Source organism: Bacillus sp. DX4.1, assembly GCF_030348195.1.
Classification (GTDB): domain Bacteria; phylum Bacillota; class Bacilli; order Bacillales; family Bacillaceae_G; genus Bacillus_A.
The window spans coordinates 3902619-3924749 of the sequence record NZ_JAUCFT010000008.1 but is presented as its reverse complement, the minus strand read 5'-3'; the positions used below and the strand labels follow the sequence as shown (position 1 = coordinate 3924749).

22 protein-coding genes and 1 other annotated feature are annotated in these 22131 nt (G+C 38.0%); of the genes, 21 read left to right on the top strand and 1 reads right to left on the bottom strand.

From position 1 onward, the window contains the following. Nucleotide 1: 1 nt before the first annotated feature. From cymR to QUF99_RS23000, 7 genes are all read left to right on the top strand, one after another. Entirely contained in the window at nucleotides 2-418 is a 417-nt protein-coding gene (cymR, locus tag QUF99_RS23030; RefSeq protein WP_286122059.1) for a cysteine metabolism transcriptional regulator CymR, read from the top strand. Nucleotides 419-453: 35 nt separating this feature from the next. Further along, complete coding sequence (locus tag QUF99_RS23025; RefSeq protein ID WP_289373163.1) at nucleotides 454-1599, top strand: cysteine desulfurase family protein; 1146 nt, start codon at nucleotides 454-456, stop codon at nucleotides 1597-1599. A 16-nt stretch (nucleotides 1600-1615) separates the two neighbouring features. After that, on the top strand, nucleotides 1616-2731 hold the full coding sequence (gene mnmA / locus QUF99_RS23020; protein ID WP_289373162.1) for a tRNA 2-thiouridine(34) synthase MnmA: 1116 nt from the start codon (nucleotides 1616-1618) through the stop codon (nucleotides 2729-2731). A 271-nt stretch (nucleotides 2732-3002) separates the two neighbouring features. Then, a complete protein-coding gene (locus QUF99_RS23015) occupies nucleotides 3003-3659 on the top strand; it encodes a tetratricopeptide repeat protein (RefSeq protein WP_289373160.1) in 657 nt (218 codons plus the stop codon). A gap of 168 nt (nucleotides 3660-3827) precedes the next feature. Beyond that, on the top strand, nucleotides 3828-6164 hold the full coding sequence (gene recD2, locus QUF99_RS23010; protein WP_289373157.1) for an SF1B family DNA helicase RecD2: 2337 nt from the start codon (nucleotides 3828-3830) through the stop codon (nucleotides 6162-6164). Between the two features lie 405 nt (nucleotides 6165-6569). Next, nucleotides 6570-6758 carry a hypothetical protein gene (locus QUF99_RS23005; RefSeq protein WP_286122056.1) on the top strand — a complete coding sequence of 63 codons (189 nt, stop codon included), beginning with the start codon at nucleotides 6570-6572 and terminating at the stop codon, nucleotides 6756-6758. 18 nt (nucleotides 6759-6776) lie between these two features. After that, nucleotides 6777-6905 carry a YrzQ family protein gene (locus QUF99_RS23000; RefSeq protein WP_289373154.1) on the top strand — a complete coding sequence of 43 codons (129 nt, stop codon included), beginning with the start codon at nucleotides 6777-6779 and terminating at the stop codon, nucleotides 6903-6905. Nucleotides 6906-6983: 78 nt separating this feature from the next. Here QUF99_RS23000 and QUF99_RS22995 read toward each other — a convergent pair whose 3' ends face one another. Continuing rightward, complete coding sequence (locus tag QUF99_RS22995) at nucleotides 6984-7196, bottom strand: hypothetical protein (RefSeq protein WP_289373152.1); 213 nt, start codon at nucleotides 7194-7196, stop codon at nucleotides 6984-6986. A 167-nt stretch (nucleotides 7197-7363) separates the two neighbouring features. Here QUF99_RS22995 and QUF99_RS22990 point away from each other — a divergent pair, with 167 nt between their 5' ends. From QUF99_RS22990 to QUF99_RS22925, 14 genes are all read left to right on the top strand, one after another. Then, on the top strand, nucleotides 7364-8440 hold the full coding sequence (locus tag QUF99_RS22990) for an AI-2E family transporter (RefSeq protein ID WP_289374749.1): 1077 nt from the start codon (nucleotides 7364-7366) through the stop codon (nucleotides 8438-8440). A gap of 37 nt (nucleotides 8441-8477) precedes the next feature. Next, nucleotides 8478-8695: a binding site (T-box leader), on the top strand. Between the two features lie 54 nt (nucleotides 8696-8749). Next, nucleotides 8750-11392, top strand: coding sequence for an alanine--tRNA ligase (alaS, locus tag QUF99_RS22985; protein ID WP_289373150.1), 2643 nt, complete (start codon nucleotides 8750-8752; stop codon nucleotides 11390-11392). 76 nt (nucleotides 11393-11468) lie between these two features. Then, nucleotides 11469-11735: an IreB family regulatory phosphoprotein gene (locus tag QUF99_RS22980; RefSeq protein ID WP_033672681.1), complete on the top strand. Its 267-nt coding sequence runs from the start codon at nucleotides 11469-11471 to the stop codon at nucleotides 11733-11735. 3 nt (nucleotides 11736-11738) lie between these two features. After that, nucleotides 11739-12152, top strand: a complete 414-nt coding sequence (gene ruvX, locus QUF99_RS22975) for a Holliday junction resolvase RuvX (protein WP_286122051.1) — start codon at nucleotides 11739-11741, stop codon at nucleotides 12150-12152. A 12-nt stretch (nucleotides 12153-12164) separates the two neighbouring features. Continuing rightward, nucleotides 12165-12449: a DUF1292 domain-containing protein gene (locus tag QUF99_RS22970; RefSeq protein ID WP_033672679.1), complete on the top strand. Its 285-nt coding sequence runs from the start codon at nucleotides 12165-12167 to the stop codon at nucleotides 12447-12449. Nucleotides 12450-12672: 223 nt separating this feature from the next. Further along, nucleotides 12673-13743 carry an endolytic transglycosylase MltG gene (gene mltG, locus QUF99_RS22965; protein ID WP_289373147.1) on the top strand — a complete coding sequence of 357 codons (1071 nt, stop codon included), beginning with the start codon at nucleotides 12673-12675 and terminating at the stop codon, nucleotides 13741-13743. A gap of 214 nt (nucleotides 13744-13957) precedes the next feature. Beyond that, nucleotides 13958-14599 (top strand): O-methyltransferase, encoded by a 642-nt coding sequence (locus tag QUF99_RS22960; RefSeq protein WP_289373145.1) that lies wholly within the window; start codon nucleotides 13958-13960, stop codon nucleotides 14597-14599. Nucleotides 14600-14605: 6 nt separating this feature from the next. Then, the gene (locus tag QUF99_RS22955; RefSeq protein ID WP_289373144.1) at nucleotides 14606-15535 is read left to right on the top strand and encodes a peptidase U32 family protein; all 930 of its coding nucleotides are present in this window, start codon (nucleotides 14606-14608) and stop codon (nucleotides 15533-15535) included. 18 nt (nucleotides 15536-15553) lie between these two features. After that, nucleotides 15554-16834, top strand: a complete 1281-nt coding sequence (locus QUF99_RS22950; protein WP_289373143.1) for a peptidase U32 family protein — start codon at nucleotides 15554-15556, stop codon at nucleotides 16832-16834. 17 nt (nucleotides 16835-16851) lie between these two features. After that, nucleotides 16852-17490 (top strand): uridine kinase, encoded by a 639-nt coding sequence (gene udk, locus QUF99_RS22945; RefSeq protein WP_289373142.1) that lies wholly within the window; start codon nucleotides 16852-16854, stop codon nucleotides 17488-17490. A 436-nt stretch (nucleotides 17491-17926) separates the two neighbouring features. Then, on the top strand, nucleotides 17927-18403 hold the full coding sequence (greA, locus tag QUF99_RS22940; protein ID WP_289373141.1) for a transcription elongation factor GreA: 477 nt from the start codon (nucleotides 17927-17929) through the stop codon (nucleotides 18401-18403). Nucleotides 18404-18658: 255 nt separating this feature from the next. Next, nucleotides 18659-19366, top strand: coding sequence for a hypothetical protein (locus tag QUF99_RS22935; protein WP_289373140.1), 708 nt, complete (start codon nucleotides 18659-18661; stop codon nucleotides 19364-19366). Between the two features lie 103 nt (nucleotides 19367-19469). Beyond that, nucleotides 19470-21227 carry a peptidoglycan D,D-transpeptidase FtsI family protein gene (locus QUF99_RS22930; RefSeq protein ID WP_289373139.1) on the top strand — a complete coding sequence of 586 codons (1758 nt, stop codon included), beginning with the start codon at nucleotides 19470-19472 and terminating at the stop codon, nucleotides 21225-21227. 229 nt (nucleotides 21228-21456) lie between these two features. Then, the gene (locus QUF99_RS22925; RefSeq protein WP_289373138.1) at nucleotides 21457-22110 is read left to right on the top strand and encodes a YrrS family protein; all 654 of its coding nucleotides are present in this window, start codon (nucleotides 21457-21459) and stop codon (nucleotides 22108-22110) included. Nucleotides 22111-22131 lie beyond the last annotated feature (21 nt).

Sequence of the window (22131 nt, the reverse complement as noted above, 5' to 3'; positions counted from 1 at the left end):
GATGAAAATTTCAACAAAAGGCCGTTACGGTTTAACAATTATGATTGATCTTGCAAAAAAATTTGGCGAAGGCCCAATTTCATTAAAATCAATTGCTCAGGCACATGATTTATCTGAGCATTACTTAGAGCAATTAATTTCTCCCTTGCGTAACGCTCGTCTTGTGAAAAGTACACGCGGTGCATACGGTGGCTACGTATTATCTGATCAACCAGTAAACATTACAGCTGGAGATGTCATTCGGGTATTAGAAGGCCCAATTAGCGTTGTTGAAGTGCTAGATGAAGAAGAACCAGCACAGCGTCAGCTTTGGATGCGCGTTCGTGATGCGGTGCAAGAAGTATTAGATAGTACGACATTAGAAGACTTAGTGCGTTATGAGGAAGAAAACCATGGGGGTTATATGTTTTACATTTAATTCCTTGTGAAACGATTTGGAAAGAAGGAGATATGATGGAACGCATTTACTTAGATCATGCTGCGACATCTCCGACTCACCCAGAAGTAGTCGAAAAGATGATTCCATTTATGACAGAAACATTTGGTAATCCGTCTAGTATTCATTTTTATGGACGTCAAACTCGTCATGCGGTTGATGAAGCAAGACGTACATGTGCACGTAGCATTCATGCAAATCCCAATGAAATTATTTTTACAAGCGGTGGTACAGAAGCTGACAATTTAGCACTATTAGGTGTAGCTCGTGCAAACCGTAGCAAAGGAAATCATATTATTACGACAGCGATTGAGCATCATGCGATTTTGCATACATGTAATGTGTTAGAGCAAGAAGGTTTTGAAGTAACCTATTTGCCGGTTGATGCAACAGGTCGTGTTCGTATCCAAGATGTAAAAGAAGCATTAAAAGCCGAAACGATTCTTGTTTCGGTTATGTTTGGGAACAATGAAGTTGGTACTGTTCAACCAATTGCGGAAATCGGGGCTCTATTGAAAGAACACGATGCCTATTTTCATACAGATGCGGTACAAGCATATGGTTTAACAACAATTGATGTGAAAGAGCTTGGCATCGACTTATTATCAATCTCTGCACATAAAATTAATGGTCCAAAAGGTGTTGGTTTTTTATACGCTGGAGGGCAAGTGAAATTTGGGCCGCTATTGACAGGCGGAGAGCAAGAGAGAAAACGCCGGGCTGGCACGGAGAATGTACCAAGTATTGTTGGGTTGCAACAGGCGATTTTATTAGCGGAACAAACGCGTGAGCAAAAAAGTGCCCAATATGAAGAATTTAAAGATATAATGGTATCTGTCTTTAAACAAGAAGACATTACTTTTGAGGTAAACGGAAGCTTAGAACATCACTTACCACATGTGTTTAACGTTAGTTTTTCAGGAATGGATATAGAACCGTTTCTTGTGAACTTAGATTTAGCAGGAATTGCAGCGTCAAGTGGTTCTGCTTGTACAGCTGGTTCTGTTGATCCATCACACGTACTGGTAGCGATGTTTGGAAAGCAGTCCGATCAAATACGTTCATCCGTACGTTTTAGCTTTGGCTTTGGTAATACGAAAGAGCAAGTCCAAAAAGCAGCGTACGAAATAGTGAAAATCGTGAAGCGATTAACACAAAACTAGCATGGGAGGTGACATGATGAACAAACTACCTCACGAAACACGCGTTGTCATCGGGATGTCCGGTGGCGTCGATTCATCTGTAGCAGCGCTACTGTTAAAAGAGCAAGGCTATGATGTAATCGGAATTTTTATGAAAAACTGGGATGACACAGACGAGAATGGTGTATGTACTGCGACGGAAGACTATAATGATGTCATTCAAGTATGTAATCAAATCGGCATTCCTTATTATGCAGTAAACTTTGAGAAGCAATATTGGGATAAAGTATTTACGTACTTTTTAGATGAGTACAGAGCTGGGCGTACTCCTAATCCAGATGTAATGTGTAATAAAGAAATTAAATTTAAAGCATTTTTAGAGCATGCGATTGCGCTTGGTGCAGACTATGTAGCAACAGGACATTATGCACGTGTCGCTTATATGGATGGCGAATATAAAATGCTACGCGGCGTTGATGATAATAAAGACCAAACTTATTTCTTAAATCAGCTGAGTCAAGAGCAATTATCAAAAACAATGTTCCCGCTTGGTGAGTTAAAGAAGCCGCAAATTCGTGAAATGGCGAAAGAAGCTGGTTTAGCAACAGCGACGAAAAAAGATAGCACAGGTATTTGCTTTATTGGTGAGCGAAACTTTAAAGACTTTTTAAGTAATTACTTACCAGCACAACCAGGCGTGATGCAAACATTATCTGGTGAAGTAAAAGGAAAACATGACGGTTTAATGTACTATACAATTGGCCAACGTCATGGTCTTGGCATTGGTGGCAATGGTGATCCATGGTTCGCTATTGGAAAAAACTTGAAAGAAAACATTTTATATGTAGACCAAGGGTTCCATAATGAGCTGTTATATGGTGACGAAGTATTTGCTACGAATGTAAGCTGGGTAAGCAATGAGCCAAAAGAAAAAGAATTTAAGTGCACAGCGAAATTCCGCTATCGTCAAGCGGATAATGATGTAACAGTTCAAATTGTTGACGAGAATACAATTCGTATTCTTTGCGATGAATCAATTCGTGCCATTACACCAGGACAAGCAGTTGTCTTCTATGATGGAGATGAATGCTTAGGCGGTGCAACGATTGATGAAGTATACAGTAATGGTAAGAAACTTGATTATTTAGGATAAGAGGAAGTTCAAAAAGTCCGGTAAAGATAGCCGCCCTATTTCTTCGTTACGTTGCCAGTCCGGTACTCATGTAATTCGAGCTACACTCCGTATCCTCCTGGCTTCCGTACCTCGAACTGCTCGGCTCTCTTTATCCTTCTTTTTGAACATACACGATAAGAAAGAAAAAACCTCTGCCTCGTACCGGTCAGAGGTTTCTTTTTAGTAAACGCGAATTTTTGTTCGCTGTGAAAATAGATTCTTTGTTATAATTCGTATAGAGGTGAAGAATATGTCAAATAAGCTTGAAATAGGCATTCAATATATGCAAGAAGGAAATTGGGAAGAAGCAGCTAAAAATTTTACAGAAGCAATTGAGGAAAATCCAAAAGATGCACTTGGATATGTAAACTTTGCAAATTTATTAGATGTACTTGGAGACAGTGAGCGTGCAATTGTATTTTATAAACGTGCGATTGAATTAGATGAAAAGTCCGCTGCTGCCTATTATGGATTAGGAAATGTATATTATCAGCAAGAAAAATTTGCAGAAGCAAAAGAAGTATTTGAACAAGCAATGCAAGTTGGGCTGCATACGGCGGACGTTACATTTATGCTAGGGATTACCTACGTAGAGCTTGGAAACGATCGCCTTGCTCTGCCGTTTTTACAAAGAGCGGTTGAACTAGATGAGACGGATGTTGAAGCCTTATTCCAATGTGGATTATGTTTTGCAAGACTAGAGCATATTCAAGAAGCAAAACCTTACTTTGAAAAGGTATTACAGATGGACGAAGAACATGCAGATGCGTACTACAATTTAGGTGTAGCGTATGTGTTTGAAGAAAATAATGAGAAAGCACTAGCGCTGTTTAAGAAGGCTACCTTGATTCAACCGGATCACTTTTTAGCAGGTAATGGGATTCGTTTGTTAGAGCAAGAGGTATAAATGAAACTTCGATTAGTGGGAGCTTCTTCATCTCTCACTGATTGTGATTTGAATGAATTTGATTTTAATGGACAGTTATCCCCCATCTAACTTTTTTGTTTCCTCTAGATTTTGAGGTGGGGGTTTTACTGCCCGTTAGAGCGGGATAAACCGGAAAGGAGAGGAAAGATGGGAAATCAACATGCAATGGATTTGTTTGAGGAAGAGCAGAAATTTATAAAAGCACAAGTTCTTCACACCATTTTTCATAACGAAGAAAACCTCTATTCCGTTGTCAGTATGAAAATAATTGAAACGAATGAAACATACGACGAAAAAAAAGTGATGATAAACGGCCACTTTCCTCGTATGCACGAAGATGAAGTGTTTACGTTAACAGGTCACTTTAAAGATCACCCAAAGTACGGAAAACAATATCAAGTTGAAACGTTTAAAAAAGAGTTACCCCAAACAAAAACAGGAATGGTGCAATACTTAGCCAGCGATTTATTTAAAGGGATTGGGAAAAGAACAGCCGAAAAGATTGTGGATCATCTTGGAGAACATGCCATTTCAAAAATTATGGATGATCCGGCCGCGTTAGAAGGCGTTGTAAATAAGCAAAAAGCACAAGAAATATACGATACAATCATCGAGCACCAAGGCCTTGAAAAGGTGATGAGCTTTTTAAACAGCTATGGTTTCGGAACGAAGCTGTCTATTAAAATTTATCAAACATATAAAGAGATGACGCTAGAAGTCATTCGTAATAATCCGTACCAGTTAATTGAAGAAGTAGATGGCATTGGTTTTGGAAGAGCAGATGATATCGGAAGGGCACTTGGAAAGTCCGGTAATCATAGTGACCGTGTACGTGCAGGTTGTTTCTATACACTAGAGCATGTTTCTCTGCAAGAAGGTCATGTATTTATGGAAAAAGGGCAGCTCGTTCGAGAGACAATTGAACTTTTAAATAATCAAGATGCAGCGGTTACGGAAGAAGATATACTGCAATGCATTGAAATGATGCAAGGCGAAGGTAAGGTGATCGTGGAAGACGAGCGGATTTATTTAGCTTCGTTATTTTATTCCGAAAAAGGTGTTGTGACATCAATTCATCGTTTGATGGATCAAGAAGAGACGCCCTCGTTTCCGGAAGCGGAGCTATTATTGACATTAGGTAAAATTGAAGAGCAACTAAGCGTACAGTACGCCCCGCTTCAGCAAGAGGCGATTCAAACGGCTCTTCATAAACCGATGATGCTGTTAACAGGTGGACCAGGAACAGGAAAGACAACGGTTATTAAAGGGATTGTTGAGATGTATGCATCTCTTCACGGACTATCTTTAAATCCGAAAGATTATAGTGATGATAATCCGTTTCCTATTCTGTTAACAGCGCCGACAGGACGAGCAGCAAAACGGATGAGTGAGTCAACCGGGCTTCCAGCTTGTACGATTCATCGTTTGCTCGGCTGGACACCGGAAGGTTCGTTTCAACGTAATGAGAATGATCCAGTGCAAGGGAAACTACTTATTATTGATGAGTTTTCTATGGTTGATATTTGGCTTGCGAATCAGTTGTTCAAATCATTGCCATCTACGATTCAAGTCATTGTCGTAGGTGATGAAGATCAGCTGCCATCGGTTGGACCTGGACAAGTACTAAAGGATTTATTAGAAGCAGGTGTGATTCCGACAGTGAAGCTGACAGAAATATATCGCCAAGCAGAAGGTTCATCTGTTATTCAGCTTGCTCATGCGATAAAAAAGGGAACATTACCACCTGATATGACGCAAAATAAAAAAGATCGCTCGTTTATTGGATGCACAGGGGCTCAAATTGTTGAGGTTGTAAAGCAAGTGTGTGAAAATGCAAAAGTAAAGGGCTTCAGTGCGCGTGATGTACAAGTGTTGGCTCCGATGTATCGGGGGCCAGCTGGTATTAATGTGTTAAACGAAGCATTGCAAGAAGTGTTTAACCCGAAGAAAGAAAAAAGCAGAGAAATTGCCTACGGTGATGTCGTATACCGCGTGGGAGATAAAGTACTGCAGCTTGTGAATCAACCGGAAAGCCAGGTGTTTAACGGTGATATAGGAGAAATTGTCTCGGTGTTTTATGCGAAAGAAAATGTAGAGCAGCAAGATATGGTGGTCGTTTCGTTTGATGGCATTGAAGTGACGTATATAAAGCCGGATTTAAACCAAATTACTCACGCGTATTGCTGTTCCATTCATAAATCACAGGGAAGTGAATTCCCAATTGTTATCATGCCGATTGTAAAGAGCTATTATCGTATGCTTCGCCGTAATTTAATCTATACGGGCATTACAAGAAGCAAAAAGTTTTTAATTATTTGCGGGGAAGAACCTGCCTTTCGATCTGGTGTGAATCGTCTAGATGATGCGCTTCGACAAACGACGCTGTGCGATCGTTTGCAAGGAACGCAAGGGCAAGTGCAAGTGGAGACGATAGATGGTGAGGAAATGGATGTGGAAAACATTTCACCGTATGATTTTATGTAGCGAGGTGAAATTATATAGTGAAACTTTCATTTGCGGAGACCTCTGTATAAATCCATTTTGATTTTTCGACATATAAGCCGCGGCTATGGATAACAAAAGGTGACCTGCACTGGTTTTCTTCTTTGTTTTCACTTGGCATGGGGCAGGAAAAGGATCTGACCGCTTCTATGCATGGTTGGATGCTCTCTCCCACCCAAAAAGAAGGGGTCTATGTCGGTTTTTTAATTTGTATTTATATAGATAGCTATGGTTGCCGCTCGCTAATTGAGTTCTTATCGTTAGTAGAAATTGCTTTTTAGAACTAGTGCGAGGAAAGTGTAATGCGGTTCTTTAGCATGTATAAATGAATGCAGTTTGGACATAATGGCGAATAGAATACGGGAGTTGTAAGGAGATGAACGCCATATGTTCAGTTGTCCAAATTGCAAAGGAAAAGACATTGGAAAAATAGGTGTCAACCAATTTTATTGCTGGAACTGCTTTATTGAATTATCGGTTTTAAAGGGGAAAATCCATACGCATCAAGTGGAAGAAGATGGTTCGCTCAGTTCTCTTGATGATTTATTTGATGAGAATGAACGGACAATCGGATAATCAAAAGGGGGATTTACCTTGAATATACGGTCATCATTAATCGCATTAGGTATTGGAGCTGCGGCATATCAATATGCACGTAAACAAGATGTTTTTTCAAAGCGAAATGTGAAAAGAGCACGTAAAATGATTAAGTCCTATTTATAATTATTAAGGTAGAGTGAAACCTTCATTAGTGGGGGATGCCTTGTTAAAATAAAAAACTCCCTTATTTTTGGGAGTTTTTTACGTGGCTGTATAGAGATAAAAGAGTCCAATTTCAGAGAAAAGATGAGAAAGTCCATAGCAGCCAAGTCCTAATACTCCATAGTACCAAAGTTGTTTGGCACGTTCTTTTCGTGAAGATTGAATAAAGAATCCCTTCCAAATACCAAATCCGATACAAATCCATTCTAATATCATACAAAGTGCTGAAAGACTTAGCATGAACCAAACCATTTTGTTCCTCCTCACTTTATTTTCTATATCGTCCAAGTGGTTGTCCTTATCATGTTAAGTATATGTATGCTTCTCATAAACAGTATGGTCTGTATGAAAATATTTTAGTACGGTGAGGTTTTTTAAATTTTTACACATAACCTGCTCTATTTCTTTTCACAATAAGGATAGAGGAGGTTTTTCTGTTGAAGAATCTTAAAATTATTTGGATTTATCGATTAGGTTTGTTGTTATTATTATTTCTTTGTTTGTTTGTTTTTTTAAAAATTAAACCGCTGTGGGGACCCGTTTTATTTGTGTTTAAAGTAGCGATTACCCCATTTTTTATTGCCTGTTTTATTGCCTATTTGCTGCATCCTTTAATTGAAAAGTTACATAGAAAAGGGATGCCGCGCACAATTGCTATCTTGCTTATCTATCTTCTTTTCTTTGGTGGACTTGGTTATGGAATTTATAAAGGGACACCAATTGTGATTGCGCAACTGCAAGGAATCAATGAGCAATTTCCGCAATTTATGAAAATGTATGATTCGTGGCTCGATGGGGTTTCAGAACAGACGGAAAATTTTCCGGCGTTTATTCATGAAAAAGTAAAACAAATATTTGTTGGTATTGAAATGAAAATTCAAGCGCTGTTAAATAAAGTGATGAGCACAGCACGTGGTGTTCTTGATTCGCTTCTTCTTATTTTCTTAATTCCGTTCATTGTATTTTACATACTGAAAGATTATGAGGAATTTTATCATATCTTTTGGAAGTTAGTTCCTAGTAAATGGCGGAGTGATGGCCAGCTATTGGCAAAAGAAATTGATAAGTCACTTGGGAATTATATTCGCGGCCAGTTATTCGTTTGCTTAGTATTAGGGGGAATGTCTGCTCTTTCATTTTGGTTTATTGGTATGAAATATCCACTGTTACTTGGCATTATTATTGGTGTAACTGATATTATCCCGTACTTTGGACCCATTCTGGGAGCGATTCCAACGTTAATGATTGCCGCGACGGTATCAACAAACCTGTTGATTAAGGCTGGCATTGCCCTGGCGATTTTGCAATTTGTTGAAAGCAATATTTTATCTCCTTACATTGTTGGAAAGTCATTGCGTATGCACCCTGTTGTTATTATGCTTGCTCTCCTTGTTGGAGGGGAGATAGGGGGAATCGTGGGGCTTTTACTATCAGTCCCTATTTTAGCGGTAGTTCGGACAATTGTCGTTCATATAAAGCCGCTTTGGAAACATTGACAAATGGAAACGGATTCGCTACAATTTTTGCATATAGTATAAATTGATGACGGAAAGAGTATGTTACAGCCCATTTTTAGAGAGAGGCTTCCATAGGCTGAGAGAAGCTTTAAATGAAGGGTGACAGAACGCTAGTCCTGAGAGCAGCTAATCCCTGCCGTTTTGCCACGTTACGGCACCATGAGGTGATGAATCGAGAATGTATAGCTCGGTTCGTAATTAGGGTGGTATCGCGAGTTAACTCTCGTCCCTTCTATAGGGACGAGAGTTTTTTGTTTTTTATGGAATTTCTTAAAGGAGGAAATATAGATGAAACAGTTAACAGGAGCACAAATTCGTCAAATGTTTTTAGACTTTTTCCAAGAAAAAGGACATGCAATTGAACCAAGCGCATCATTAGTTCCACATGAGGATCCATCTCTTTTATGGATTAACAGTGGTGTAGCGACACTGAAAAAATATTTTGACGGTCGTGTTATTCCGCAAAACCCACGTATTACAAATGCACAAAAATCAATTCGTACAAACGATATTGAAAATGTAGGGAAAACGGCTCGTCACCATACTTTCTTTGAAATGTTAGGCAACTTCTCAATTGGTGACTATTTTAAAGAAGAGGCAATCACATGGGCTTGGGAATTTTTAACGAGTGACAAATGGATTGGCTTTGATAAAGAACTACTATCCGTAACGATTCATCCAGAAGATGAAGAAGCGTTCCAAATTTGGAACGAGAAGATGGAAGTACCGAAAGAACGTATTATTCGTTTAGAAGAAAACTTCTGGGATATCGGGGAAGGCCCAAGTGGACCGAATACAGAAATTTTCTACGATCGCGGAGAAGCTTACGGAAATGATCCAAGCGACCCAGAATTATTCCCGGGCGGAGAAAACGAGCGTTACTTAGAAGTATGGAACCTTGTGTTCTCACAATTTAACCATAACCCTGACGGTACATATACACCGCTTCCAAAGAAAAACATTGATACAGGTATGGGTCTAGAGCGTATGACATCTATCGTTCAAGACGTGCCAACAAACTTTGACACAGACCTATTTATGCCAATGATCGGTGCAACAGAATCGATTTCTGGTGAGAAATATCGAGGTGGCGATGTAGAAAAAGATATGGCATTTAAAGTAATCGCTGACCATATCCGTACTGTGACGTTTGCTGTTGGTGATGGTGCTCTTCCTTCTAACGAAGGTCGCGGGTATGTATTACGTCGTTTATTACGCCGTGCTGTACGTTATGCGAAGAAATTAAACATTAACCGTCCATTTATGTATGAGTTAGTACCAGTAGTTGGAGAAGTAATGAAAGATTTCTATCCAGAAGTTCTTGAAAAGAAAGATTTCATTGCACGCGTTGTGAAAAATGAAGAAGAACGTTTCCACGAAACACTTCATGATGGCGAAGCAATTTTAGCAGAAGTAATTGCAAAAGCAAAAGAAGAGAATTCAACTGTGATTTCTGGAGCAGATGCATTCCGTTTATACGACACATACGGTTTCCCGATTGAATTAACAGAAGAATATGCAGAAGAAGCTGAGATGACAGTTGACCATGCAGGATTTGAAACAGAGATGGAAAAACAACGTGAACGTGCACGTGCTGCTCGTCAAGATGTAGATTCCATGCAAGTGCAAGGTGGGGTACTTGGTGAGATTAAAGTAGCGAGCGAATTCGTTGGTTATGGCACGGTAGCAACAGAGAGTAATGTCATTGCACTTGTGAAAAATGGTGAGTACACAGACAGCTTACAAGCGGGTGAAGAAGGACAATTAATGTTAGATGTAACACCATTCTATGCTGAGAGCGGCGGACAAATTGCAGACCGTGGTTACCTTCTTGCAGACGGTGTGAAAGTACTTGTGAAAGACGTACAAAAAGCACCAAATGGTCAAAACTTACACAAAGTTGCTGTGGAAGAAGGAACATTAACGAAAGATGCAGCGGTAAAAGCTATTATCGATACGCAAAATCGTAGTGGCGTTGTGAAAAACCATACAGCAACTCACCTTCTGCACCAAGCGTTAAAAGATACACTTGGCACGCATGTAAACCAGGCAGGTTCTCTTGTAACGACAGAACGTTTACGCTTTGACTTCTCTCACTTTGGTCAAGTACAACCTGACGAACTTGAAAAAATTGAGCGTATCGTAAACGAAAAAATATGGGAAAGCATTGCTGTTGAAATTTCTCAAAAAGCAATTGCAGAAGCAAAAGAAATGGGTGCAATGGCACTATTTGGTGAAAAATATGGTGATGTTGTTCGCGTCGTACGAGTAGGCGATTACAGCTTAGAGCTTTGCGGTGGTTGTCACGTTGATAACACATCTTCTATCGGGATTTTCAAAATTGTTGCTGAGTCTGGTATTGGAGCTGGAACACGCCGTATTGAGGCAGTAACAGGAAAAGCTGCATACGAACTAATGAATGAGCAAGTTGGTTTATTAAAAGAAGCAGCAAACAAAATGAAAACAAATCCGAAAGATATTTTAACAAGAGTAGACGGTCTATTTGCTGAAGTGAAACAGCTTCAAAAAGAGAATGAATCTCTGGCAGCAAAACTAAGCAATATCGAAGCTGGAAACTTAACAGATACAGTTCTAACAGTAGATGGTATTAATGTACTCGCAACGAAAGTAAATGTTGCAGACATGAATAACTTACGCACAATGATGGATGACTTGAAAACTAAATTAGAGTCTGCAGTTGTTGTATTAGCAGCTGTAAATGATGATAAAGTGAATATTCTTGCTGGTGTAACGAAAGACTTAATTGAAAAAGGTTACCATGCTGGTAAACTTGTCAAAGAAGTAGCATCTCGCTGTGGCGGCGGTGGCGGTGGCCGTCCTGATATGGCACAAGCTGGTGGTAAAAACCCAGCGCAAGTTGATGATGCACTAGCATTTGTAGAAGAGTACGTTAAATCTGTTTCAAAATAAAGAGAGAGTAGTGTACAATGGTAGGGAGAGGAGAAGTTCTTCTCCCTATACTTACTACTAAAGTGAGGTGCTTGAAATGGACGGTTTTGATAAAACAATGAAGTTTAACTTCCAAGATGAAAAACAGAGTGTCCATGTGAATGATGTACTTTTAACTGTGTATGATGCACTTCAAGAAAAAGGATATAATCCGATCAACCAAATTGTCGGTTATTTATTAAGTGGAGACCCAGCATACATACCTCGTCATAAAGATGCACGCAATATTATTCGTAAGCTAGAACGTGATGAATTAATTGAAGAACTTGTGAAGTCCTACTTGAAACATCATCGTGAGGAGTAATTTATGCGTATATTAGGTTTAGATGTTGGTACAAAAACAGTCGGTGTTGCAGTCAGTGATGAAATGGGCTGGACAGCGCAAGGCTTGGAAACGATTAAAATTAATGAAGAACGAGGTCAGTTTGGTTTTGATCGGATTACTGAGTTAGTAAAACAGTACAATGTGGACAAGATAGTAGTGGGATTGCCAAAGAATATGAATGGTACGATTGGTCCACGTGGCGAAGCTTGTCAGCAATTTGCAGAAAACCTACATGAGCTGTTACAATTAGAAATTGTAATGTGGGACGAGCGTCTGTCAACAATGGCAGCGGAACGTCTACTCATTTCGGCTGATGTTAGCCGGAAAAAACGAAAGCAGGTCATTGATAAGATGGCAGCTGTCGTGATTTTACAAGGATACTTAGATAGTAAATAAGAGGTGACCAAAATGGAAGAAAATCAAATTACAATTGTTGACGAAAAAGGTAACGAACATTTATGTGAAATTATTTTCACTTTTGATGCTGAAAAATTTGGCAAAAAATCTTATGTAGTCTTCTCTCCAATCGGTGAAGTTGACGAAGATGGCGAGCAAATTTATGATGCAATGGCTTTTGAGCAAAATGAAGAAGAATCTGGTGGAACATTACTTCCAATCGAATCTGAAGAAGAGTGGGAAATGGTACAAGAAATGTTTAACACGCTTGCTGAAGAAGAAGAAGGCCAAGAATAATTTTACGAAAAGATGGACTGCGAATGCAGTTCATTTTTTTTGTATTTAAACACACCATGACAGATTTATTGTCGAAAAGGCGTAATTATTTATAGTATAATAAGACGGATTGTAGAAAAAACAGAAAACCGTCTATCAGGTATAGATGTAGTTGCTGTGATTTTGTAGGTTGTTGTATAGAGTACGTATATACGGTCTACAATTGAATAAGGAGGAAAGAATTTTGGTAGCTAATCAAGGAAAGAAGAAGCGCAGAAGAGGGTTTTTAATCGTAATTATTGCGCTACTCGTAGTCTGCGGTTCTATCTATGCTTATATTTCATCAGCATTAAAACCGTTTGATATTGGAAATAAAAAAGAAATTGAAGTAGAGATTCCGAAAGGATCATCTACAAGTAAAATTGGAGAAATTCTTGAAGAAAAAGGGATTGTGAAGAACGGGACAGTATTTAGCTTTTATGCAAAAGCTAAATCCAGAAATTTACAAGCTGGTACATACTTGTTACATCCATCTATGAATGTGGATGAAGTAATGGGAGAAATGTCATCTGGAAATGTGCACCGTCCGGTTGCTTATAAATTAACGATTAAAGAAGGCGCACAAGTTGTTGAAATTGCAGAGATCATTGCAAAGGAACTGAATTGGAATAAAGACGATGTTGTTCGCCAATTAAACGATAAGGCATTTGTACAAAAGTTGCAGCAAAAATATCCGGTATTATTAACGAACAAAATTTTCGATACCAATATTAAATATCCGTTAGAAGGTTATTTATATCCGGCAACGTATTCTTATTATAAAAAAGAGATGACTTTAGAAGAAATTGTGACGCCGATGCTTGAAAAAACAAATAAGTTAATTGTTAAAAATGAACAAAAAATGAAAAAAAAACAATGGGATGTTCATCAATTATTAACGTTATCTTCTTTAATTGAGGAAGAGGCGACAGGTTACACGGACCGACAAAAAATATCCAGTGTATTTTATAATCGTTTAGTAAAAGGAATGCCATTGCAAACAGATCCGACGGTGTTATATGCGCTCGGAAAACATAAAGAGCGTGTAGTATATGAGGATTTAAAAGTGAATTCTCCATATAATACATATGTTGTAAAAGGGTTACCAGTTGGGCCAATTGCCAATTCGGGTGAAAATTCTGTACAAGCGGCATTAGAACCTGAAAAAACAGACTATTATTATTTCTTAGCTGCACCAAGTGGTGAAGTATATTATGCAAAAACGTTAGAAGAGCATAATGCATTAAAACAAAAATATATTACACAAAAGAAATGAAAATGGGAGGGGAAGCGAAAAGATTCGCATATCCCTCTTTTTTGTGATAGAATGTATCGGGTTAAAAACTGGCAGAAGAATCGTTTTTAATATCAAAACGGGACGTACAAGCTAAGGGTGAGCGGGCTTGTATTTTTATTGCATTCTATGTGTGAAGAGGCAAGGCTTGACGCGTCATAGAGGCACTTCTCCATGTAAATAAGGAGGACCATTTATGGAGGATGCAGTTAACGAATACTTACTATCATTTATTGATCCGAAAGATGAACTTATTCTTGAAATGGAACATTATGCAAGTGAAAATCATGTGCCGATTATGGATCGTCTGGGAATGGAATTTATGTTGCAATTTTTACGATTAATTGGTCCGAAAAGCATACTAGAGCTTGGGACGGCCATTGGTTATTCCAGTATTCGTATGATGCAAGCTATTCCAAATTCTCGCATTGTAACAGTAGAGCGGAATGTAGATCGATATGAAAAAGCACTTGAATATATAAATCGTTCTCCTGTAAAAGAACGTATCTCAGTTATTTATGGAGATGCGTTAGAAACGGGTGAACAAGTGAAAACTCATGGAACATTTGATGTTATTTTTATTGATGCAGCAAAAGGACAATATCGTCGCTTTTTTGATTTATATGAGCCGTTATTAAATCCGGGTGGTGTTATTATTTCAGATAACGTCATGTATCATGGGCTTGTAACGACAAAAGAGAAGATTGAAAATAGACGTACGCGTGGTTTGATTCGTCGTATTAAGACGTATAACGAATGGCTTATGAACCATGACGGATATGATACAACTATTTTCCCAATTGGTGATGGAGTAGCAGTAAGTAAAAAGAGAGGGTGACGCATTATGAAAAAACCTGAATTGTTAGTAACGCCAAGAGCGTTGGTGGACATTGAACCTCTTGCAAAAGCAGGAGCAAATGTAGTGGTGATCGGTGAGCAAAAGTTTGGTTTACGTTTAGCAGGGGAGTTCTCTCGTGAAGATGTGAAGCAAGCGGTACACATTGCGCATGAGAATGATATGAAGGTATATGTAGCAATGAACGCTATGTTCCATAATGAGAAAGTGGAAGCCTTAAAAGATTATATTGCATTTTTACAAGAAGTGCATGTAGATGCAGTTGTATTTGGAGATCCAGCTGTGTTAATGACTGTGCGTGAAGTAGCACCGAATATGCAAATGCACTGGAATACAGAAACGACAGCAACAAACTGGTTCACATGTAACTACTGGGGCCGAAAAGGTGCAAAACGTGCTGTGCTTGCACGTGAATTAAGCTTAGATGAAATTGTTGAATTAAAAGAAAATGCTGAAGTGGAGCTAGAAGTACAAATTCACGGTATGACATGCATGTTCCAATCGAAGCGTTCATTAGTAGGAAACTACTTTGAGTATCAAGATCGTAGTCTGGAAATTGAAAAGAAAAAGCATGAAGAGAATATGTTTTTACATGATCCAGAACGTAATAATAAATATCCAATTTATGAGGATGAAAATGGGACTCATATTATGAGTCCGAATGATATTTGTTTCATTGATGAGTTAGATGAACTAATCGATGCTGAAATTGATAGCTTGAAAATTGACGGTGTGCTGAAAAGTTCCGAATATATTATTGAAGTGACAAAGAAATATCGTAAGGCCATTGATTTATGTGTAGAAGATCGCGATGCGTATTATGACATGAAAGACGATTTATATAAAGAAATAGAAGAAATTCAACCAGTAAATCGTCCGTTAGATACAGGATTCTTCTTTAAAGAAACGGTTTACTAAACGAGGAGGATGTAGGAAATGACTGTAAAAGAAATTTCACGTGTAATCGATGGAAAACGCGTTATTGTGAAAAAACCTGAACTGTTAATCCCTGCGGGTAATTTAGAAAAATTAAAAGTAGCTATCCATTACGGTGCAGATGCTGTATATTTAGGTGGACAAGAATTTGGTCTTCGTTCAAATGCAGGTAACTTTACGTTAGAAGAAATGGCAGAAGGCGTTGAATTTGCAAAGAAATATGACGCGAAAATATATGTAACAACAAATATCTTTGCTCATAATGAAAATATGGATGGGCTAGAAGACTATTTAAGAGGGATTGAAAAAGCTGGTGTAACGGGTATTATCGTTGCGGACCCGCTTATTATTGAGACGTGTAAACGTGTAGCACCTTCTGTTGAAGTGCATTTAAGTACACAGCAATCACTATCCAACTGGAAAGCAGCGCAGTATTGGAAAGAAGAAGGCTTACATCGTCTTGTATTGGCTCGTGAAGTAGGCTATGAAGAAATGAAGGAAATTAAAGAAAACGTTGATGTTGAAATTGAAGCATTCGTCCATGGTGCAATGTGTATTGCGTATTCTGGAAGATGTACATTAAGTAACCATATGACAGCACGTGACTCTAACCGTGGTGGTTGTTGTCAGTCTTGTCGTTGGGATTATGACTTAGTTCAAACAGTATCACAACATAAAGAGGCAGAAGAACTTCCTTTATTCCAAGAAGGCGATGCACATTTTGCAATGAGTCCAAAAGATTTAAATCTAATTCTTTCGATTCCGAAAATGATCGAGATTGGAATTGACAGCTTAAAAGTTGAAGGCCGTATGAAATCCATTCATTACGTAGCAACGGTAGCAACTGTATATCGCAAAGTAATTGATACGTATTGCGCGGATCCTGATAACTTTGAGTTTAAACAAGAATGGTTAGACGAGCTTGATAAATGTGCAAATCGTGATACAGCTCCTGCATTCTTTGAGGGAGTTCCTGGGTATCAAGAACAAATGTATGGAAATCATAGTAAGAAAACAACGTATGATTTCGCTGGTTTAGTGTTAGATTATAATGAAGAAACAGGCATTGTAACGTTAGAGCAGCGTAACTACTTCAAACCAGGTCATGAAGTCGAGTTCTTTGGACCAGAAATAGAAAACTTTACACAGACGGTGGAAAAAATTTGGGATGAGGATGGAAACGAATTAGATGCAGCAAGACATCCGCTGCAGATCGTGAAATTCAAAGTGGATCAACCAGTGTATGTGAACAACATGATGCGAAAAAGCATACTTCAATAAGAAAGAGTGGTAGTTGAATGGGGACGAACAAGCCTGTTGTAATTGGAATTGCTGGTGGTTCAGGATCTGGTAAAACAAGTGTAACAAAAGCAATTTTTGATCATTTTCATGGTCATTCGATTTTAATTTTAGAACAAGATTATTATTATAAAAATCAAGATCATTTACCAATGGAAGAGCGTTTAAAAACAAATTATGATCACCCATTAGCATTTGATAATGATTTGTTAATTGAGCATTTAAATCAATTGCTTGCATATGAGCCAATTGCAAAGCCTGTGTACGACTATACATTGCATACACGTTCGGAAGAAATTATTCCAGTTGAGCCGAAAGATGTAATTATTTTAGAAGGTATTCTTATTTTAGAAGATGAACGTCTTTGTGATTTAATGGACATTAAATTATTTGTTGATACAGATGCTGACCTTCGTATTTTACGTCGTATGCAGCGAGACATTAAAGAACGCGGCCGTACAATGGATTCCGTTATTGAACAATATGTAAATGTTGTGCGTCCAATGCATAATCAATTCATTGAGCCTTCGAAGAAATTCGCGGATATTATTATCCCAGAAGGTGGACAAAATCATGTTGCTATCGATATTATGGTTACAAAAATTGCAACAATTCTTGAACAAAAAGTGAATTTGTAATAGCATAGTAAAAGATATACGATAGGAAGGGATTTTTTCCCTTCCTATCGAATACAATGAAACATGCCAACCTCACCTTTCTGTAGGTGAGGGCATATTTATATCAACTTTCCATACATATCTTCTTTATATAAAGTGAAACTTCCACCAATGAGGGAGTTTCTTCATCCCCCATTGGTGGTTAGCCTTCACCAATCGGGCTTTTACGGGCAGTTATCCTCCACCTGTCTTCCTCGCTTTCCTTTGGAGTTTGAGGTGGGAGTTTTACTGCCCGCAAATAGCGGGGTAAGGAAGAATTGGGAAAATACGGGGTTGTATGTGACAACTCCACTAGTGTCATTGCGCTAGAAACCTCCGCTATATGATAAGGCGGAGGAGTTTTCATATTGAACTCCTCTTTTTTTCAGGGGATTGGTATATAAAAGGAGTGGAAAACATGGCAACAGAAAAAACATACCCTATGACACTTGAGGGGAAACAAAAGTTAGAGCATGAAGTTGAACAATTAAAAACAGTAAGACGTAAAGAAGTTGTAGAGCGTATTAAAATTGCGCGTAGCTTCGGTGACCTTTCTGAGAACTCTGAGTACGATGCAGCGAAAGATGAGCAGGCATTCGTAGAAGGTCGCATTACACAGCTGGAAAATATGATTCGTAACGCAGTTATCATCGAAGATAACGGTGAAGTTTCGACAGTCGTAACATTAGGTAAAACAGTTATTTTTAAAGAATTACCAGGTGGGGAAGAAGAAGCTTATACAATCGTTGGTAGTGCGGAAGCAGATCCATTTGAAGGTAAAATTTCTAATGATTCTCCAATCGCAAAAAGCTTACTTGGTAAGCAAATTGGTGAAAAGGTAGCGATTCAAACACCAGGCGGAGAAATGCAAGTTGAGATCGTCTCTGTAAAATAATAAAAAGGTTCCTTCATATTCGTATGAAGGAACTTTTTTATTTGTTTATCCTTCTTATTAAGCCCACGTTCTCACTATTTTGAATGACCAGATGCATGAGAGAGAGGAAGAAAATTATCCTACATTATCATATTTTTTCTTTATTCGACAAAATATGATAATGTAGGATCTTTAATTTTGATATCATAATTGGGGAATTTCCATATTTTGAAATGGGAAGGGATTTTAAAAGGGGATAAGAGAGAGGGACTATTTATGAAAAAGAAATTATTTGTAGTACTTATTTGTAGCGCAATGATGACAGGATTAGTAGCATGTGGATCTAGTGAGACAACAAGTGCATCAAACGAATCGAAATCGAAACAAGAAGAGAAAAAGGACGAAGCAACAACTTCGCCTTCAGAAAGTACAACGAATACAAAGGAAAAAGCAGAATTAGATAAGAATAAGGATAAAAAGAAATTCGAGGATTTTGATCTAGAGTACCAATTAGCTATTGTAATGCAAATATTTCAGGATGTGACGATTAAGTACGATTATGCGATTGGTAATCCAGAATATCTGTTACGGGATACAATGGATCAGAAGGCAATAGATGATATGAAGAATATGTTACAAGAACAGGCGAAGAATAATGATAAACTGTTCAAAGATGAAGTGAATGAAGCGTATACTTACTTAAAACAATCTAAAGTAAGTAATAAAGATGAAATTCAAAAGTTAATTGACGCAGAAAATGAATATTTAAAGATAGTAGACAATATGATTGCATGTATTGATTCTGTAACGGTTGAAAACGCGAAAGAAAAAAGAAGTGAAATGCAGGCTTTACAACCGGATTATTTAAAAGCAGCGGCTCAAGTAACAACTACTTCAATTGAGGTTGCAAAAAATTCAGGAATAGATGAAGAGAGCTATAGGTCAATTCTTAAAAAATTTCTAAAGCAGCCACAAAATCAATAATCAATAATCAATAATACAAGAGTAATACAAACTCTAATCATATTTCGGTTTGTATAAAAAGAATAACACCTCGTCTAAACTGAAATAGACGAGGTGTTTTGTTATGAAAATGAAGCGGAGAATTATAATCACTTTACTCTGTTTTACGTGTGTGATGCTTGTATTACTTGGTAGGCTAGCGCAAATACAGCTTATAGCTACTGAGTCATTTACTGATAGGAATATCAATTTACTTGAAAAAAGTGTTGCTCAGCGGACACAGTCGGTAATAGTAGATGATGGACGGGGGCATTTTATTGATCGAAATGGAGAGGAACTTGGCGAAGAAAGATATCCAGCTTTAATTATTTTCCCATTTTTACAAATAAAAAATGACATGTTAGAGAAAGTAGCGCATATCATTGGTGTGTCTAGACAAGATATTAGAGCGCAAATGGAAGGTAGAAGTAAGCCATTTATATTTCAAAGAGGTAATCGACTGTTTCAATTAACAAAAGAACAAATGGAAAAGGTGAACAGCACTGATATGTTAGGTATGGTAGCAACCGAAGTAAGAATGCAACGAACCTCAGAAGCAGAGCACCTTATCGGTGTAGTTGGGGAAAATGAGAAGGAATTTAAAAAACGATATGAGAAATTAAAAAAGTTATCTAGCCAAACTCCTATTGGTATTTCTGGATTACAGCAATCATTTGATGAGTTTTTAGTTGCAGATGGGGAAGCAAAGTTACTATATCATGTGGATCGACAGGGAGAACCGATTTTTGGAAAGCGGGTTAAATATACCTCTCCTGCTAATCCGTTTTATCCAGTGACAGTCCAAACGACGATAGAGAGGACGTTGCAAAAAAAGGCTGAAGAGGTTGTACAGAAATACAAATTAAAAAAAGGGGGGCTGCTACTGCTTGATGTAAAAACGAATGAGATAGTAGCAATGGTGAGTAAACCCTCTGTGCAGATGAATGGCAACCAGGCATATAAACAAAGGATGGAAAATCAAATGCTTACACCGCATTTCCCAGGTTCTGTGTTTAAAACCGTTATTGCAGCTGCAGCAATTGATTATGATCTTGTTCATCCTCATCGTACGTTCGATTGTGATACGGATCCATATGGAGAGAATAAAGCAGAAATAATGATGGGGAAGCGAACCTTTACAGAGAGCTTTGCAAGAAGCTGTAATCGAGCATTTGCTGTGCTTGGTAATGAATTGATGAAAAGGGATAAAGAAGTAATAGAGACCTATACAGAGGCTCTAGGGGCAGGTAAAACGGTTGGTTGGAAGGGAACGGTCTTTCATACTTCTTTATTTAAACAATTAGCAGAAGAAAAGGAATCGGTAGTTTGGAAGGATAAAGAGAATAGCAGAAGTCAAAAAGCAATTGCTCAAACGGCAATTGGTCAAAAAGATGTACGATTATCGCCATTGGCTATTGCAAACATGATGGCGACTATTGCAAGGGGTGGGGAGAAGAAAGAAATAAAAGCGGTCAAAGAAATTCGGTATAAAAATGGAACAACTTTATATCGTTTTGAAGATCATACATTAGCAGGAAAAAGAGTTCCATATCATACAGTGAAAAAAGTACAAGAATTATTGAGAAAAGTTGTAACGATGGAGCATGGAACGGGAAATTCTTTTCAATCATTGCCGTTATCAGTTGCTGGAAAGTCCGGAACGGCACAAACAGGGAAAGAAAACCGGGTAAATCGCTGGTTTGCTGGTTATTTTCCGTATGAAAACCCGCGATATGCTTTAGTTGTTGTCGATATAGAAACAAATAGTGAACAAAATATTGTAACGGCAATTTTCAAAGAATTTGTACAAGATATTGCTCAGTGGGAGAAAGACATGAAGTAATATTGCCATCATTAGGCCTGTATCCCTGTATAATCGAGTGCAAGCTGACAGTTATTCTCCACTTCATTTCTTTCATTGTTATTATTTGAAATAGGGCATCTACAATATGCTAAAGGAAATAAATGCTACTAAATGTTTTCATTTCGTGAAAATATCGCGGTAATAGTTCAACCTTCTTGCATTTAATGTTACAATAGCAAGTAGAAAAAACTGCATGGAGGTTTGAAGAATGGCAGGAGGATCTAGATTCCAAAAGAAACAACAAAAACGTCGTCAAAACGGTGTTTTAAATATCGCAATTGCTATCGTATTATTAACAGTAATTGTTGTAGCATATCAGTTAATGTTTACTTCTGATGCACCAGAGCAAGCGTCTTCTCCAGACAAGAAAGTATCGCAGCAAACAACGAAAACTAAAGAAGCTGCGAAAACAGAAAACAAAGAAGAAGCTAAGTCAGAAAAACAGGCGAAATTAGAAAAGCAGAAGAAAGAAGAGGAAGAAAAGAAAAAGGCTGAAGAAGAGAAGAAAAAAGCTGAAGAAGAAGCAAAGGCAAATGAAAAAGTAGCGGCTGAAAAAACACAACCAAAAGCAACGGAAGCGTATACGAAGCCTTCATGGAAGCCGATCGGTACAGAACAAGGTGCATCACCAGCAATGACATTTCAACAAGGAACAGCAGATTGGAATGAGATGAAACAAGCAATTTCCTCTGCAATTGAGGTTCCAGTAGAACAATTGGTCATTCACCGTATTGGTAATAACGGTCAGCAAAAAGCATATGGTAATGTACAAGATAAACAAACTGGTAAAAAATATTATGTAAATATTGATTGGGTAGAAAATGAGGGTTGGAAGCCAACACTTGTTCAAACTCTAAACTAAAAGAGAGAGGTTATTACAACC

What these genes read in the sequence shown, in the direction of transcription:
- cymR (WP_286122059.1), top strand. Translation starts at nt 2, where the DNA reads ATGAAAATTTCAACAAAAGGCCGTTACGGTTTAACAATTATGATTGAT.
- QUF99_RS23025 (WP_289373163.1), top strand. Translation starts at nt 454, where the DNA reads ATGGAACGCATTTACTTAGATCATGCTGCGACATCTCCGACTCACCCA.
- mnmA (WP_289373162.1), top strand. Translation starts at nt 1,616, where the DNA reads ATGAACAAACTACCTCACGAAACACGCGTTGTCATCGGGATGTCCGGT.
- QUF99_RS23015 (WP_289373160.1), top strand. Translation starts at nt 3,003, where the DNA reads ATGTCAAATAAGCTTGAAATAGGCATTCAATATATGCAAGAAGGAAAT.
- recD2 (WP_289373157.1), top strand. Translation starts at nt 3,828, where the DNA reads ATGGGAAATCAACATGCAATGGATTTGTTTGAGGAAGAGCAGAAATTT.
- QUF99_RS23005 (WP_286122056.1), top strand. Translation starts at nt 6,570, where the DNA reads ATGTTCAGTTGTCCAAATTGCAAAGGAAAAGACATTGGAAAAATAGGT.
- QUF99_RS22995 (WP_289373152.1), bottom strand. Translation starts at nt 7,196, where the DNA reads ATGGTTTGGTTCATGCTAAGTCTTTCAGCACTTTGTATGATATTAGAA.
- alaS (WP_289373150.1), top strand. Translation starts at nt 8,750, where the DNA reads ATGAAACAGTTAACAGGAGCACAAATTCGTCAAATGTTTTTAGACTTT.
- QUF99_RS22980 (WP_033672681.1), top strand. Translation starts at nt 11,469, where the DNA reads ATGGACGGTTTTGATAAAACAATGAAGTTTAACTTCCAAGATGAAAAA.
- ruvX (WP_286122051.1), top strand. Translation starts at nt 11,739, where the DNA reads ATGCGTATATTAGGTTTAGATGTTGGTACAAAAACAGTCGGTGTTGCA.
- QUF99_RS22970 (WP_033672679.1), top strand. Translation starts at nt 12,165, where the DNA reads ATGGAAGAAAATCAAATTACAATTGTTGACGAAAAAGGTAACGAACAT.
- QUF99_RS22960 (WP_289373145.1), top strand. Translation starts at nt 13,958, where the DNA reads ATGGAGGATGCAGTTAACGAATACTTACTATCATTTATTGATCCGAAA.
- QUF99_RS22955 (WP_289373144.1), top strand. Translation starts at nt 14,606, where the DNA reads ATGAAAAAACCTGAATTGTTAGTAACGCCAAGAGCGTTGGTGGACATT.
- QUF99_RS22950 (WP_289373143.1), top strand. Translation starts at nt 15,554, where the DNA reads ATGACTGTAAAAGAAATTTCACGTGTAATCGATGGAAAACGCGTTATT.
- udk (WP_289373142.1), top strand. Translation starts at nt 16,852, where the DNA reads ATGGGGACGAACAAGCCTGTTGTAATTGGAATTGCTGGTGGTTCAGGA.
- greA (WP_289373141.1), top strand. Translation starts at nt 17,927, where the DNA reads ATGGCAACAGAAAAAACATACCCTATGACACTTGAGGGGAAACAAAAG.
- QUF99_RS22935 (WP_289373140.1), top strand. Translation starts at nt 18,659, where the DNA reads ATGAAAAAGAAATTATTTGTAGTACTTATTTGTAGCGCAATGATGACA.
- QUF99_RS22930 (WP_289373139.1), top strand. Translation starts at nt 19,470, where the DNA reads ATGAAAATGAAGCGGAGAATTATAATCACTTTACTCTGTTTTACGTGT.
- QUF99_RS22925 (WP_289373138.1), top strand. Translation starts at nt 21,457, where the DNA reads ATGGCAGGAGGATCTAGATTCCAAAAGAAACAACAAAAACGTCGTCAA.